This is a genomic window from Pseudomonas sp. LBUM1661 (assembly GCF_059695925.1).
Genome location: NZ_CP166794.1, coordinates 813,121 through 828,583, shown reverse-complemented (window position 1 = coordinate 828,583; position 15,463 = coordinate 813,121). Strand labels below are relative to the sequence as shown.

14 protein-coding genes are annotated in these 15,463 nt (G+C 59.5%); 7 read left to right on the top strand and 7 right to left on the bottom strand.

From position 1 onward, the window contains the following. On the top strand, positions 1-891 hold the full coding sequence (locus tag ACA057_RS03710) for a LysR substrate-binding domain-containing protein (protein WP_497346042.1): 891 nt from the start codon (positions 1-3) through the stop codon (positions 889-891). 30 nt (positions 892-921) lie between these two features. On the opposite strand, the gene ACA057_RS03705 is transcribed toward ACA057_RS03710, so the two are convergent. Both ACA057_RS03705 and kynU read right to left on the bottom strand, forming a co-directional pair. Continuing rightward, entirely contained in the window at positions 922-2,331 is a 1,410-nt protein-coding gene (locus tag ACA057_RS03705; protein WP_497346040.1) for an amino acid permease, read from the bottom strand. Between the two features lie 128 nt (positions 2,332-2,459). Then, the gene (kynU, locus tag ACA057_RS03700) at positions 2,460-3,710 is read right to left on the bottom strand and encodes a kynureninase (protein WP_497346038.1); all 1,251 of its coding nucleotides are present in this window, start codon (positions 3,708-3,710) and stop codon (positions 2,460-2,462) included. Between the two features lie 174 nt (positions 3,711-3,884). On the opposite strand from kynU, the gene ACA057_RS03695 reads away from it, so the two are divergent. Next, complete coding sequence (locus tag ACA057_RS03695; protein WP_059403019.1) at positions 3,885-4,358, top strand: Lrp/AsnC family transcriptional regulator; 474 nt, start codon at positions 3,885-3,887, stop codon at positions 4,356-4,358. Between the two features lie 401 nt (positions 4,359-4,759). Here the strand turns inward: ACA057_RS03695 and ACA057_RS03690 are convergent, their stop codons facing one another. After that, on the bottom strand, positions 4,760-5,767 hold the full coding sequence (locus tag ACA057_RS03690; RefSeq protein WP_497346035.1) for an AraC family transcriptional regulator: 1,008 nt from the start codon (positions 5,765-5,767) through the stop codon (positions 4,760-4,762). A gap of 385 nt (positions 5,768-6,152) precedes the next feature. Between ACA057_RS03690 and antA the strand changes: the two genes are divergently transcribed. The 4 genes from antA to ACA057_RS03670 are packed head-to-tail and all read left to right on the top strand — an operon-like array spanning position 6,153 to position 10,519. Next, entirely contained in the window at positions 6,153-7,541 is a 1,389-nt protein-coding gene (gene antA / locus ACA057_RS03685; protein WP_497346033.1) for an anthranilate 1,2-dioxygenase large subunit, read from the top strand. A 2-nt stretch (positions 7,542-7,543) separates the two neighbouring features. Continuing rightward, entirely contained in the window at positions 7,544-8,035 is a 492-nt protein-coding gene (gene antB / locus ACA057_RS03680) for an anthranilate 1,2-dioxygenase small subunit (RefSeq protein ID WP_497346031.1), read from the top strand. Between the two features lie 17 nt (positions 8,036-8,052). Then, positions 8,053-9,072, top strand: a complete 1,020-nt coding sequence (gene antC / locus ACA057_RS03675) for an anthranilate 1,2-dioxygenase electron transfer component AntC (RefSeq protein ID WP_497346029.1) — start codon at positions 8,053-8,055, stop codon at positions 9,070-9,072. A 43-nt stretch (positions 9,073-9,115) separates the two neighbouring features. Continuing rightward, positions 9,116-10,519 carry an amino acid permease gene (locus ACA057_RS03670; protein ID WP_497346027.1) on the top strand — a complete coding sequence of 468 codons (1,404 nt, stop codon included), beginning with the start codon at positions 9,116-9,118 and terminating at the stop codon, positions 10,517-10,519. Between the two features lie 63 nt (positions 10,520-10,582). Here ACA057_RS03670 and kynA read toward each other — a convergent pair whose 3' ends face one another. After that, positions 10,583-11,437: a tryptophan 2,3-dioxygenase gene (gene kynA, locus ACA057_RS03665; protein ID WP_497346025.1), complete on the bottom strand. Its 855-nt coding sequence runs from the start codon at positions 11,435-11,437 to the stop codon at positions 10,583-10,585. Next, entirely contained in the window at positions 11,434-12,099 is a 666-nt protein-coding gene (gene kynB / locus ACA057_RS03660) for an arylformamidase (protein ID WP_497346023.1), read from the bottom strand. The genes kynA and kynB overlap by 4 nt, the downstream gene beginning before the upstream one ends. 275 nt (positions 12,100-12,374) lie before the next feature. Between kynB and ACA057_RS03655 the strand changes: the two genes are divergently transcribed. Continuing rightward, positions 12,375-12,719, top strand: a complete 345-nt coding sequence (locus ACA057_RS03655; protein WP_008024653.1) for a cupin domain-containing protein — start codon at positions 12,375-12,377, stop codon at positions 12,717-12,719. A gap of 230 nt (positions 12,720-12,949) precedes the next feature. Here ACA057_RS03655 and mmsB read toward each other — a convergent pair whose 3' ends face one another. Both mmsB and ACA057_RS03645 read right to left on the bottom strand, forming a co-directional pair. Beyond that, on the bottom strand, positions 12,950-13,837 hold the full coding sequence (mmsB, locus tag ACA057_RS03650; RefSeq protein ID WP_401364712.1) for a 3-hydroxyisobutyrate dehydrogenase: 888 nt from the start codon (positions 13,835-13,837) through the stop codon (positions 12,950-12,952). A 10-nt stretch (positions 13,838-13,847) separates the two neighbouring features. Then, positions 13,848-15,374, bottom strand: a complete 1,527-nt coding sequence (locus ACA057_RS03645) for a CoA-acylating methylmalonate-semialdehyde dehydrogenase (protein ID WP_497346020.1) — start codon at positions 15,372-15,374, stop codon at positions 13,848-13,850. Positions 15,375-15,463: the final 89 nt, after the last annotated feature.

Here is a 15,463-nt window from a genome sequence, read left to right as displayed (position 1 = left end):
ATGCACTTCGACCTGACCGACCTGCGCCTCTACCTGAACATCCTCGACAGCGGCAACATCACCGCCGGCGCCGCACGCAGTCACCTGTCCCTCGCTGCCGGGAGTGCACGAATCCGCGCGATGGAATCATCGATGGGCATTGATTTTCTCGAACGCGGTCGGCGCGGTGTGACGCCGACTCCGGCCGGCAAAGCCTTCGCCCAACACGCCCGACTCCTGCTGCAACAAGCCGAACGCCTGCAGCAGGACCTGGCCGAATACGCCAACGGCGTCAAAGGCCAGGTGCGCTTGCTGTGCAACACCACGGCCATCACCGAGTACCTGCCGGAGTTGCTCGCCGACTTCCTGCGCAGCCACCCCAACCTCGACATCGACCTGCAAGAACTGCCCAGCGCGCGCATCACCCACGCCTTGCGCCAGGGCGCGGCGGACCTGGGCATCATCACCGATGCCGTGGACACCGATGCCCTGCAGACCCGCCCGTTTCGCGACGATCCACTGGTGCTGATCATGCCCCGCGATCATCCACTGGCGCAGTCCGAATCCGTGAGTTTCACCGACTCACTGCATCACGATTACGTCGGGCTGAATGCCAACAACGCCTTGGCCGTGTACCTGGAAGAACAGGCGCTGCACACCGGTTCGCGCATGCAGATACGCATCCGCGCCGATGGCTTCGATGGCGTGATGCGCATGGTCGCTCGAGGTGCCGGGCTGGCGATTGTGCCGCTGGCGGCGATCCAGCGCGGGGCGGCCGATCAACCGTTCAAGAGCGTTGCGCTGAAGGAAGGCTGGGCACAGCGAAAGCTGCTGCTCTGTGCCCGCTCATTCGACAATCTGCCCGGTTATGCCAGAGCGTTGTTTGACGCATTGCAGACCGAGCGCCATTGAAAACCGTCGGCCCGCCGAGTCGCTCCCGGCCTATACCTTTGGCAGCGGATGCAAGGCCTCCACCCTCTTGGTTTTTCTGAAAAAGAGCCCGTAGACAATCGACAGAATCAGCAGAAACGGCATACCGAAAACCCAGGTCATCTTGAACGCTTCGGTGAAGTAAGTGGTGATCATCACCGCGCCCATCAGCACCAAACCCAACAACGTGGTGTACGGAAACAGGCGCATGCGGAAAGACAGTTTCCGTTCGCCGTTGCGCTGGTGGTAGCGACGGAAACAGTAGTGGGTCAGGAAGATCATGAACCAGGTAAAAATGGCGCCGAACATGGAGATCGCCATCATCAGGGTGAACGAACTTTCCGGGTACAGAATGTTGAGCAGGGTCGCCAGGGCAATGCCCGAACTCGACAACAGCAAGGCGTTCAGCGGGATGCCAGTCTTGCTCAACACGCCCATGGACTTCGGTGCATAGCCGCCACGGGACAGGCTGAACATCATGCGGGTAGTGATGTAGAGCTGGCTGTTCATCGCCGACAACGCCGCGATCAGGATCACGAAATTCATCACCCCGGTGGCGCCGGGTATGCCGATGGTTTGCATGACCGTAACGAACGGGCTCTGCGCGTGACCGGCCTGGACCCACGGCACAATCGCCAACATCAACGCCAGGGTTAGCAGGTAAAACACCACCAGCCGCACGATGGTCGCGCGAAAGGCCTTCTTCACCGCTTGCTCCGGATCCTTCGCTTCACCGGCGGCCACCGCGATCATTTCCACGCTCAGGTAGCTGAAAATCGACACGATCACCGCGACCCACATCCCTTGCAGGCCATTGGGAAAGAAGCCGCCGTGGGCGGTGTAATTGTGCATGCCGTAATCGGGGTTGCCGGTGCCGTAGATCACGTACACCGCGAGGATGATGAAGCCGACAATCGCGCCGATCTTGATGGTCGAGAACCAGTATTCGAATGTGCCGAACGTCTTCACGCTGATGGCGTTGAGCACGATCAGAATGCTCGAGAACGAGACAATCCAGATCCACTCCGGCACGTTGGCGAACCAGTACTTCATGTACATCGCCACCGCCGTCACTTCCGTGCCGACCGCCAGCACAATCGCCGCCCAATAGGCATAGCGCACCAGGAACCCGGCCAACGGGCTGACATAGAATTCGGCATAGGCGCCGAACGAACCCGAAGTCGAATGGGCCACGGTCATTTCCGCCAGACAGCCCATCAGCAGCAAGGTGATGATCGCGCCAATGGCGTAGCTGAGCAGCACGCTCGGCCCGGCATACCCGATGGCGTAGGCGCTGCCCATGAACAGCCCGGTGCCGATCGCGCCGCCGATGGCGATCATGCTCATCTGGCCCGACGTGAGCTGGCGCCTGAGGCCGTGTTCACGCTTGGATATGCGTTCAAAACCGCTGTTATCGGTCATTTTTCTGTCCTCTGAATATTGTCTTTCTTGAAGAGAGCAAATCGTTTGGATTACGCGTGGGGATCAGCCACACACAGCAGGACACGGATCAGAAAATACTCAGCGGATACCGGTGATGACGCGGAGGTTCAAGTGACGCTATGACGGACCTGGAATTGCGCGTGCGACCAGGTTTTCTGATCGAGAATCTCGCCGAGGATCTGCACCGCGTCCCAGACTTCGGTGAAGGTCGTGTACAGCGGGGTGAAGCCGAAGCGCATGATCCGCGGCTCGCGGTAGTCACCGATCACGCCACGGGCGATCAAGGCCTGGATCACCGCATACCCTTCGGGGTGTTCGAAGCTGACATGGCTGCCACGTCGGGCGTGTTCGCGCGGCGTGATCAGGGTCAGCTCGTGGGCAGCGCAACGCTGCTCGACCAACTGGATGAACAGGTCGGTCAGGGCCAGGGATTTTCGGCGAAGGCTGGCCATGTCGGTCTGGGCGAAAATATCCAGGCCGCACTCGACCATCGCCAATGACGTGATCGGTTGCGTGCCGCACAGATAGCGCGCGATGCCGCTGCTGGGCTCGTAGCGAGACTCCATGGCGAACTGCCGCGAATGCCCGAACCAGCCGGACAACGGCTGCGCCACCAGATCGCACAGGTGCGGATTGACCCAGACAAACGCCTGCGAACCGGGGCCGCCATTCAGGTATTTGTAAGTGCAACCGATGGCGTAATCCGCCTGCGCCTGATGCAGATCGACCGGCACCGCACCGGCGGAATGCGCCAGGTCCCAGATGGTCAGCGCGCCGCATTCGTGGGCCAACGCGGTCAGGGCCTGCATGTCGTGCATGTAGCCGGTTTTGTAGTTGACGTGGGTGAGCATGACCACGGCGGTGTCCTGGTCGATCGCTTGCGGCAGTTCTTCCGGGCTATCGATCAGACGCACTGTGTAGCCTTGCTGCAGCATGTCGGCCAGACCTTCGGCGATGTACAGGTCGGTCGGGAAGTTGCTGCTTTCGGTGACGATCACTCGGCGCGTCGGCGACCGTTTGGCCTGCACGCGCAGGGCGGCGCTGAGTACCTTGAACAGGTTGATCGAGGTGGTGTCGGTGACCACCACTTCACCGTCGCGGGCGCCAATCAGCCCCGCCAACCGATTGCCCAGATGCTCAGACAGGTCGCGCCAGCCCGCACTGTTCCAACTGCGGATCAGGCCGTTGCCCCACTCGTTCGCAATCACCTCTTGAGCCCGCGCCAATGCCGCGACCGGCCGTGCGCCGAGGGAGTTACCGTCCAGATAAATCACGCCTTCGGGGAGCGCGAATTGCTGACGCAGGGGAGCCAGTGCGTCCTGTGCGTCGAGCGCCAGGCAATCGTTTCTTGTAGTCATTGAATGTCCTGTTTGTTGAATGACGTGACGTGTCTCAGGCGCTGCCAGCGCCTATTTCGTGGAGAAATAATGAACGAAGCTTTGGAGAATTTTCGTGCAAAGTAGCCGCCCGTATAGTAGTTATCTCGCAGAAAATTCGAATCCAACGCCCATAAACGCGGATTTACACCAACCATGAATCTCGACGCGACAGACCTGCGAATCCTCCATCAACTGCAACAGGATGGCCGTATCAGCAATCAGGAACTGGCGGAGAAAGTGGCCCTGTCGCCGTCGGCCTGTTTGCGCCGTTTGCGCCTGCTGGAAAGTGAGGGAATCATCACGGGGTATCGCGCCGTGCTGAATGCCGAGCGGCTGGGCATTGAGTTGGAAGCCATCGTTCATGTGTCGTTGCGACAGGACGTCGAGGACTGGCACGAGACGTTCATCAAGAAGGTCCAGTTGTGGCCGGAGGTGGTCACCGCTTATGTGATCACCGGGGCCAGCAACTATGTGTTGCGGGTGCAGGCGCGTAACCTCAAACACTTCTCCGATTTCATCGTCAATCAGTTGAATCGTACGGCGGGGGTTACTGATATTCGCTCGGAAATTGTCTTGCAGAAGATCAAGGAACGGGAGGGGTTGCTGGATTTGGTGGTGCGTAAGTAGGCTTGGTTGGAGTGTATATCCGTTTCTTCGGTAACGGCTGCTATTGGTTTCGCCCTTACGGCGAGTTACTTGGAAAAGCCCCAAGTAACCAAGGGCTCTTGCCCCTTTCGTTCGGTGCCTCGCTCCGGTCCTGCTCCGTGGGCCCGCCGCCATCGGCCATCCATGGCCGGGGGCGGCTAACCCGGCATCCATGCCGGGTTGCCCACTGCGCAGAACCTCCACTCGGCCTCTCGAGGCGGCGGTGCATCAAGATCAAAAACACGGCGGCCTGCAGGCCGGCCTGATTTCTGTGCACGCGTTCCCCGTGACCTGATCGCGATGCTGTTGATCTTGCGGTTGCCGTTGCTTTGCTTTGGCTTCAGATCTATCGCCCCTTTCCCAGAGGCCAACAAGAACAAAAATCACCGCATCCGCCGAGCCTCATTCCGCTGCAACGTCATACTCGGCGTTTCATCAAACAACTTCCGATACTCCGCAGAAAACCGCCCAAGGTGCGTAAACCCCCACCCCATGGCGATCTCCGAAATATTGCGCGCAGAGCCATGTTCAAGAATGTCCTGACGCACCCCGCTCAAGCGGTACTTCTTCAGGTAGACCATCGGCGACAACGAGAAGTACTTCTTGAACGCCTCGAACAACTTGAACCGCGAAACCCCGGCCGCCGCTTCGATGTCCTCAAGGTGCAGCGCTTCCCGGGCATTATCGTGAATGTACTGCCGAGCCCTGATCAGATAACCCGGTAACTTCACGCCCAACACATCCCGCAGTTCTTCGGAATAATTGTTCGGCTGCGCCAGGATCAAGCCTTTGATCAATGAACTTTCGACGTCCCGAGTAAAGGCCACCTGGTCATACAGCTCGCTGCTGCGTTCCAGTTCAGCGATGAAATAACGCGCCATGCGCCACCATGAAGCCGATGCCCCGTCTACCGCATCCATCACCGACTCAAACCGCAACGGCGCATCCAGTGGCCGCTGCAACAGGCCTTCCAGGGATTCACTCATCGCCGCGCGGGTGATCACCACCTGGACTTTTCGGCAATCGCCGGAGATCGCCAGCAGCTGGTTTTCGTTCGGTGAAATGATCACCCCCTGATCGCGATTGGACTTCAACACGCAGCCGTTCTTGCTCAGCTCCTGCTCGCCCACCAGGGGCAGACTCAGGCTGTAACTGCTGAAGTGCTCGGGGTCTTCGATATCGACCGTGACGTCGGTGCCGTACTCGATCGTGCCCAGTGTCGTGGCCATCGACTTGAACACATTGGCGCTGTGGTGAAAGCGGATTCGCTCCGGTGTACTCGTCACGAGTCGATGGGGGCCGCAAATACCGGACATCCAGTTCCGCGCACCCTCGACGTCACAGCTATCAATACGAATGTCGCGAAACTGCGGATCAGTTTTGCTACTCATCACAGTGCACCCACGGCGGTATTGTTCAGCGCGCTCTGACGGCGCGTATCAGGCTTGAAAAGAGCAAGTTCCAAGCCACAAATCGGCGGTGCCCACTCAGCGGATAGCAATCCTCAACTAAACGGATAACGCACCCGACTTTAAGCCGGGAAGCGGCCATCGAACAGCACTCGACGTCTGGCAAAACAGTACCTGATTGCTGCAAACAGGTGCAGCCGTTTATCGCTCGGTGTGGCGACTGGGTATTCGCTGCCCAGCACGCCACACGCGTGTTACCCGACCAATTTTATGGACTGCCTTCGTCGACAAACCGGATAGACCCGCCCCGCCCCACTCCCTCTAATGAGCACACCCGATTAGCCCTAATAAAAACAGGTACACCCTCATGAGTGGCGAAAAAAACGTCGAGCAGTGGAAAGCATTTATTCAAGGCTGCCTGGACTTCCGTCCGGCAGACGGCGTGTTCCGGATCGCCCGGGATATTTTCACCGAACCGCAGTTGTTCGACCTGGAGATGGAACTGATCTTCGAAAAGAACTGGATCTACGCCTGCCACGAAAGCGAGCTGGCCAATAACCACGATTTCGTCACGATGCGCGCCGGCCGTCAGCCGATGATCATCACCCGTGACGGTGACGGCCAGCTCAATGCACTGATCAACGCCTGCCAGCATCGTGGCACCACCCTGACCCGTGTCGGCAAGGGCAACCAGTCGACCTTCACCTGCCCGTTCCATGCCTGGTGCTACAAAAGCGACGGCCGGCTGGTCAAGGTCAAGGCGCCCGGCGAATACCCGGAAGGGTTCGACAAGGCCACACGCGGGCTGAAAAAAGCACGCATCGAGAGCTACAAAGGGTTCGTGTTTATCAGCCTCGATGTGCACGCCGAAAACAGCCTGGAAGACTTCCTCGGCGACGCCAAAGTGTTCTTCGACATGATGGTCGCCCAGTCGCCGACCGGCGAGCTGGAAGTGCTGCCCGGCAAGTCGGCCTACACCTACGACGGCAACTGGAAATTGCAGAACGAAAACGGCCTCGACGGTTATCACGTCAGCACCGTGCACTACAACTACGTGGCCACCGTGCAGCATCGCCAGCAGGTCAACAGCGAGAACGGCACCAGCAGCGGCAGCACCCTCGACTACAGCAAACTCGGTGCCGGCGACGCCAATACCGATGACGGCTGGTTCGCCTTCGATAATGGCCACAGCCTGTTGTTCAGTGACATGCCGAACCCGTCAGTGCGCTCCGGCTACGCCACGATCATGCCGCGCCTGATCGAAGAACACGGCCAGGAAAAGGCCGAATGGATGATGCATCGCCTGCGCAACCTGAACATTTATCCAAGCCTGTTTTTTCTCGATCAGATCAGCTCGCAACTGCGCATCATCCGTCCGGTGGCCTGGAACAAGACCGAGATCATCAGCCAGTGCCTGGGTGTCAAAAACGAATCGGACGCCGATCGCGAAAACCGCATTCGTCAGTTCGAAGACTTCTTCAACGTTTCGGGTCTTGGCACACCGGATGACCTGGTGGAGTTTCGCGAAGCGCAGCGTGGTTTCCAGGCGCGCCTGGAACGCTGGAGCGATATTTCCCGGGGCAGTCACCAATGGGCCACCGGCACCACGCCCAACAGCGAATCGATCGGCATCGCCCCGGCCATGACCGGCACCGAATTCACCCACGAAGGGCTCTACGTCAACCAGCACAGCCACTGGCAGAAATTCCTGCTGGATGGCCTGGACGCGAAATCCCTGAAGCTCCGTGAGGTGTGAACATGAATGCGCAATTGCAGTATCAGATCGAGCAGTTTTTCTATCGCAAATCCGAGCTGTGCGACGCCCAGGACTGGGACGCGTACATCAAGCTGTTCGACGAGCACAGTGAATTCCACTTGCCGCAATGGGACTCGGAACACGTCTACACCCGCGACCCCAAGCGCGAGATGTCGCTGATCTATTACCCCAACCGCTCGGGCCTGGAGGACCGCGTGTTCCGCCTGCGCACGGGCAAGTCCGCCTCCTCGACGCCGATGCCACGCACCTTGCACTTGATCAACAACGTGCGGATCAGCGAACTCGAAAACGGCGACCTGGAGGTGCGTCTGAACTGGCACACGCTGTTCTATCGACTGGCCACGTCCGAGCAGTTCTACGGCCGCGCGACCTATCGCCTCAAGCCTCACGCCGACAGCTGGCTGATCGCTCGCAAGCATGTCCTGCTGCTCAACGACACCATCAACTCGGTGCTCGATTTCTACCACCTCTGAACCATGGAGACCGGGGCATGAACCATAAGGTCGCGTTCAGCTTTGCCGATGGCAAAACGCTGTTCTTTCCCGTACAGCCCAACGAAATACTGCTCGACGCCGCCCTGCGCAACGGCATCAACATTCCTCTGGATTGCCGCGAAGGCGTCTGTGGAACCTGCCAGGGCCGCTGCGAATCGGGTGATTACAGCCAGGATTATGTGGATGAAGAAGCGCTCTCCAGCCAGGACCTGCAACAACGCAAAATGCTCACCTGCCAGACGCGGGTGAAATCCGACGCGGCGTTTTACTTCGACTTCGCTTCCAGCCTGTGCAACGCCAAGGGGCCCGAGCAACTCAGCGGTACGGTGACTGAAGTCCGGCAAGTCTCAGCCAGTACCGCGATCCTGTATCTGGATCTGGGCACGACAAATCCACTGGATTTCCTGCCGGGGCAATACGCCCGATTGCTGATTCCCGGGACTGCAAGCAAACGCTCCTACTCGTTCGCCAATCGGCCGAGTACGCGCAATCAACTGCAATTTCTGATTCGCCTGTTGCCCGATGGGGTGATGAGCAACTACATCCGTGAACGCTGCCAGGTGGGCGACGAAATCGTCTTGGAGGCACCGCTGGGCGCTTTCTATCTGCGGCATGTCGCCAAGCCGCTGATCCTGGTGGCGGGCGGCACCGGGCTTTCCGCGTTGCTGGGCATGCTGGACGACCTTGCCGAACGTGGCTGTGGCCAGCCGGTGCATTTGTACTACGGCGTACGGGATGCTGCCGATCTGTGCGAGCGCGCACGCATCGAGGCTTATGCCGAGCGCATTCCGGGGTTTCGCTACACCGAAGTCGTCAGTGATCCGTCGCCGCAATGGACCGGAAAACGCGGCTATATCGCCGAGCATTTCGACGCCAGCGAACTGCGCGATGCACCGGTCGATATGTACGTCTGCGGACCACCGCCGATGGTCGAATCGATCAAGAGCTGGTTGCAAACCCAGGCACTGGAAGACGTTCACCTGTATTACGAAAAGTTCACCGAGAGTAATATCTGATCTTTCAAATCAGGCCTGACAACAATAACCAGAAGGGAACGAGATGGCGGATGAAATCTTGCAACAGGGAACGCTCAAGCGGGGGTTGAAAAATCGTCATATTCAACTGATCGCCTTGGGCGGGGCAATTGGCACCGGGCTGTTCCTGGGCTCCGCCGGCGTGCTCAAGTCGGCCGGGCCGTCGATGATCCTCGGCTATGCGATTGCCGGGTTCATTGCCTTCCTGATCATGCGCCAGTTGGGCGAGATGATTGTCGAAGAACCGGTGGCCGGTTCGTTCAGCCACTTCGCCCACAAATACTGGAGCGGTTATGCCGGCTTCCTGTCCGGCTGGAACTACTGGGTGCTGTACGTGCTGGTGGGCATGGCCGAGTTGACGGCGGTCGGCAAATACGTGCAGTTCTGGTGGCCGGAAGTCCCGACCTGGGTCAGCGCGGCGGTGTTCTTCGTGCTGGTCAACCTGATCAACACGATGAACGTCAAAGTCTTCGGCGAGATGGAATTCTGGTTCGCGATCATCAAAGTGGTGGCGATCGTCGGCATGATCGTCCTGGGCTGCTACATGCTGTTCAGCGGCTCCGGCGGCCCGCAGGCCTCGGTCAGTAACCTGTGGAGCCACGGCGGTTTCTTCCCCAACGGCACCAGCGGTTTGCTGATGTCGATGGCGTTCATCATGTTCTCCTTCGGCGGCCTGGAGCTGGTCGGCATCACCGCCGCTGAAGCCAGCGAACCGAGGAAGGTGATTCCCAAGGCGATCAACCAGGTGGTTTATCGCGTATTGATCTTCTACGTCGGCGCACTCACCGTGCTGCTGTCGCTGTACCCGTGGGATCAACTGCTGCAAACCCTGGGCGCGTCCGGCGATGCCTACAGCGGCAGTCCGTTCGTGCAGATCTTCTCGTTGATCGGCAGCGATACCGCCGCGCACATCCTCAACTTCGTGGTGCTGACCGCCGCGCTCTCGGTCTACAACAGCGGCGTGTACTGCAACAGCCGCATGCTCTACGGCCTGGCCGAACAGGGCGATGCACCGAAGTCGCTGATGAAGCTGAACAAACAAGGCGTGCCATTGCGGGCCTTGGGTATCTCGGCGCTGATCACCATGCTGTCGGTGCTGGTCAACTACCTGGCCCCGCATGAAGCGCTGGAGTTGCTGTTCGCCCTGGTGGTCGCTTCGCTGATGATCAACTGGACGCTGATCAGCCTGACGCACCTGAAGTTTCGCAAAATCATGGGCCAACAAGGCATCGTGCCGAGCTTCAAGTCGTTCTGGTTTCCTTTCAGCAACTACCTGTGCCTGGCGTTCATGGCCATGATCATCTGCGTGATGTGGATGATTCCGGGCATACGCGCCTCGGTCATCGCCATCCCGGTCTGGGTGTTGATCATCTACGTGTTCTATCGGATGCGTGTGGCGCGGGATCGCGGCTTGCCCGTCGCGCAATAATCCGACGCTCAACAAAAAGCCCCGGCATTCAATGAATGTCGGGGCTTTTTTATGCCTGGCGGATCAGAGCGTGGATCGTACCCGCCACAATTCCGGGAACAGCACGGTATCAAGCATCTTGCGCAGATAACCAACCCCTTCGGTGCCGCCGGTGCCCGGTTGGAAGCCGATGATCCGCTCCACCGTGGTGACATGGCGGAAGCGCCACTGGCGGAAAGAGTCTTCAAGGTCGATGAGCTTTTCGGCCAGTTGGTAGAGGTCCCAATAACGCGAAGGGTCCTTGTAGACCACGCGCCAGGCAGCCTCGACCGAGGCGTCATGCTGCGTCGGGCTGGTCGGGTCACGCTCGAAACGCTGCGGATCAATCGACAGGCCGGCGCTGACCATCAAGCGGATTGCTTCGTCATACAGCGACGGCGTGGCGATGGCTTTTTCGAGCTCTTGCAACAGCTCCGGACGATGGGCGTGGGGGCGCAACAGGGTCGCGCTTTTGTTGCCCAGAATGAACTCGATCTCGCGGTACTGAAACGACTGGAAACCCGACGATTGCCCGAGGAAAGGCCTGATCGAGTGGTACTCGGTGGGCGTCATGGTCGCCAGCACTGTCCAGGCATGCACCAGCTGATCAAAAATCCGCGAGACCCGCGCCAGCATCTTGAAGGCCGGTGGCAATTCTCCCAGCCGCACGTGTTCGCGGGCCGCCTTGAGCTCGTGCAACATCAGCTTCATCCACAGCTCGGAGGTCTGGTGCTGGATGATGAACAGCATCTCGTTATGGTCGGGCGACAACGGGTGTTGCGCACTGAGAATGCGCCCCAGGTCCAGGTAGTCGCCGTAGCTCATGGAGTCGGAAAAATTCAGTTCGGCGTTATGCCATTCGTCTGTCTGGCTGCCCGGTGAATAGGGACATTGGCTCATTGCACAGGCTCCTCACGTAACGGTGAATTCAGTGGACGCAAAATGGCCCTGACCGGGCTGGCGTCGAGGTTGGCAAAGCGCAGCGGCAGCGCGATCAATTCATAATCGCCTTCCGGGACGTCATCGAGCACGATGCCTTCAAGAATGGCCATGCCGTGGCGGGCCACCGCGTTGTGCGCCTCCATGGTCTTGGATTGCTGCGGGTCCAGCGACGGCGTGTCGATACCGATCAGGCGTACGCCGAGACTGGCGAGCAGGTCGACGGTGTCTTTGGCCACCGCGGTGAAATCCGGGTCCCAGGTGGTCAGCGGCGCTTGTCGATACGTGCGCAGCAGAACGCGTTCGGGCAGGTTGTCCAGGTGCCCCAGCAATTGCCCGGGCTGCACCAGTCGACCGCTGTCCAGGCAATGCACCACCCGGCAAGGTCCGAGGTAGACGTCGAGCGACACCTCGCCAATGGCGGCGCCATCGGCGCTGTAGTGCAACGGTGCATCGACATGGGCGCCGGTGTGCGGCGACAGCGTGATGCGCCCGACATTCACCGGGCACTCTGGCCCGAGGCTCCAGACGCGCTCTTCCTGAAAAGGCGTGTCACCGGGCCAGGTCGGTGTTGCGGTACTCAAGGGCGGGCTGATGTCCCACCACGACATTGTTTTTTTCATTGCAACGCTCTCGGCCTTTTCCGAAGTGAATGATACGAGTGAACCCTGTGCATTTTCTTGCAAAAACATTCACAAAGACCTGGAGCTTTCGCACAAACCACCAGGAATGGGCCATTTATAGAGAGGAAATTTCAACACGCCCATCGCTGGTTTCAACGGACAAACCGACCACGCTCACAGCGTTTCTGGATAGCTCAGTGTCGAGCACAGACAACTGAAGCCGGGCCAAGCCCTATACGGTGCCACTTCAGTTCTCCTTAACGCTCGGAGTCATCATGTCCGCACCGATTACCGTTCTTCGCGACACTCACCCGCTGCCAGTGCTCGACGCCTGCAAATGGGAAAAACTCGAAGGCGACCCGCACACCGTCAACCTCAACGCCTACACCAGCGAAGACGGCAGCAAGATCATGGGCACCTGGATCTGCACGCCGGGCAAGTGGTACGTGGAATACGTGAAGTGGGAATACTGCGATTTCCGCGAGGGCTACTGCATCATCACCCCGGAAGGCAAAGAGCCGATCCACCTGCGCGCCGGTGATATTTTCGTCATAGAGCCGGGGATGAAAGGCACGTGGGAAGTGGTTGAAACCGTGCGCAAATATTTCGTGTTTGCCTGATGCAAAAAACCGGGCGATCACCCGACGTGATCTCCCGGTAAATACTTGGATGGAGCATGCCTCACCCGAGGCTAAGAGCTTTTGTGGCGAGGGAGCTTGCTCCCGCTCGGCTGCGCAGCAGTCGTAAAGTCAGCAAACGCGTTTTATCTGAAACACCGCACTCACTGGATTTGGGCCGCTTCGCGAACCAGCGGGAGCAAGCTCCCTCGCCACAATTACCGGAACAAACCTTACTGCGGTTTGCGATAGCTGTTGATGATCGCCGAGAAGTCGTTACCACCCTCCCCACGCAGGCTCATCGCCTGATACAACTGCTGGGCCACCGCGCCGAGCACCACCGGTTGGTGCGCCTGACGTGCCGCTTCAGTGGCCAGCCCCAGATCCTTGAGCATCAGTTCGGCACCGAAGCCACCGGTATAACCGCGCGAGGCCGGCGCCGTTTCGACGATGCCCGGCCACGGGTTGTACATCTCCGAACTCCAGCAACGCCCGGTGGAGCTGTTGATGATTCCCGCCAACACCTTGGTGTCGATGCCCAGCGCGTCGCCCAGCGCCATGGCTTCGCTGACGCCGACCATGGAAATCCCCAACAGCAGGTTGTTGCAGATCTTGGCGATTTGCCCGGTGCCGACTTCGCCGCAATGGACGATGTTGCGGCCCATTTGCGCCAGGACCGGTTGCAGGGTGGCAAACAGTTCAGGCGTGGCGCCGACCATAAAGGTCAGTGTCCCCGCCGCTGCACCGCCGGTACCACCGGAGACCGGCGCATCGGCCATGGCCACGCCTTGCTTGGCGGCCGCCGCGGCGACATCACGTGCGGTCTGCGGATCGATGGTGCTGCAATCGACTGCTGGCACGCCCTTGCCGATGCCCGCCAGCACACCGTCTTCACCCAGCCAGACGCTGCGCACATGCACAGCGGCGGGCAGCATGGTGATCACCAGTTCGGCACCTTGTGCCGCTTCACGTGCCGAAGGGCTGATGCTGCCGCCCAATTGCTCCAGCTCGGCCAGAACGGTTTTGTTCAGGTCGACCAGGTTCAGTGCATGGCCGGCCTTGATCAGGTTGCGCGCCATCGGCGCGCCCATGTTGCCGAGACCGATAAAAGCGATTTTCATGTCCGGCTCCTTAACGCAAGTTGATGGTGGTGTTCACACCGTCGTTGACGCTGTCGTCATCGAACCAGCGACTGGTGACAGTCTTGGTCTGAGTGTAGAACTGCACCACTTGCTTACCATACGGGCCGAGGTCGCCGAGTTTCGAACCACGCGAACCGGTGAAGCTGAAGAACGGGACCGGCACCGGAATCGGGATGTTGATACCGACCTGGCCGACGTCGATTTCGGTCTGGAATTTACGCGCCGCCGCACCGCTCTGGGTGAACAGGCCCGTGCCGTTGCCGAACGGGTTGGCGTTGACCAGTGCGATGGCCTCATCGAGGGTCGCGACTTCCAGCACCACCAGCACCGGGCCGAAGATTTCCTGGGTGTAGATCTGCATGTCAGGGGTGACGCCGGAGAACAGGGTCGGGCCGATAAAGTTGCCCTTCTCGAAGCCAGGAACGGTGATATCGCGACCGTCCAGCTCAAGCTTGGCGCCTTCCTTGATGCCGCTTTCGATCAGATCGAGAATTCGCGCCTTGGCTTTTTTCGAGATCACCGGACCCACGTCCGTACCCGCTTCGCTGCCGGCATTCACTTTGAGTTTCTGCGCCAGCGCTTTCAGGTCTGGCAGCCATTGCTTGGCCGCGCCCACCAGCACCACCACCGAGGTCGCCATGCAGCGTTGCCCGGCCGCACCGAAACCGGCGCCCACCAGCGCATTCAGCGCTTGTTCACGGTTGGCATCCGGCAGCACCACGGCGTGGTTCTTCGCGCCCATCATCGATTGCACGCGTTTGCCGTGTTTACCGGCCAGGTCGTAAACGTGGGTACCGACCGCCGTCGAACCGACGAAGGAAACAGCCTTGATGTCCTTGTGCGTGCAGAGCGCGTCCACCACGTCCTTGCCACCATGCACGACGTTAAGCACGCCTGCCGGAACGCCAGCCTCGATCGCCAGTTCCACCAGCAGCATGGTCGACATCGGGTCCTGTTCGGACGGTTTGAGGACGAAGGTGTTGCCGCAGGCAATGGCCATCGGGAACATCCACAGCGGGATCATCGCCGGGAAGTTGAACGGGGTGATGCCGGCGCACACGCCGATTGGTTGACGCAGGGTGTAGGTATCGACTCCGCCAGCAACGTTTTCGGCGAACTCGCCCATTTGCAGGCTGCCAATGGAGCAGGCGTGTTCGACCACTTCCAGGCCACGGAAAATATCGCCTTCAGCGTCGGCGATGGTTTTGCCCTGTTCGGCACTCAGGACCACGGCGATGCGCTTGGAGTGTTCGCGGATCAACGCCTGGAGCTTGAGCATGATGCGCATCCGCGCGCCGATCGGCGTCAGCTTCCAGGTCTGGAAGGCGCGATGGGCAGCGCTGATGGCGGCGTCGACTTCAGAAGCCGTGGCAAACGGAACCTTGGCCAGCACTTGCTGGGTCGCCGGGTTGATGATGTCGTGCCACTCGGTGGTCTGGGACTCGACCCATTCACCGTTGATCAACAGCTTTACCGTTTGGACAGTGGTTTCGTTTGGCGTGAGCGATGCGTTCATGTTCGGTCTCCGGGACGTTGTTCTTATTAAGAGAGCTATCTTGGGAGCCAAGGCGAGACAATCGCCTTGCGATGAAGCGTGTGTCGCGA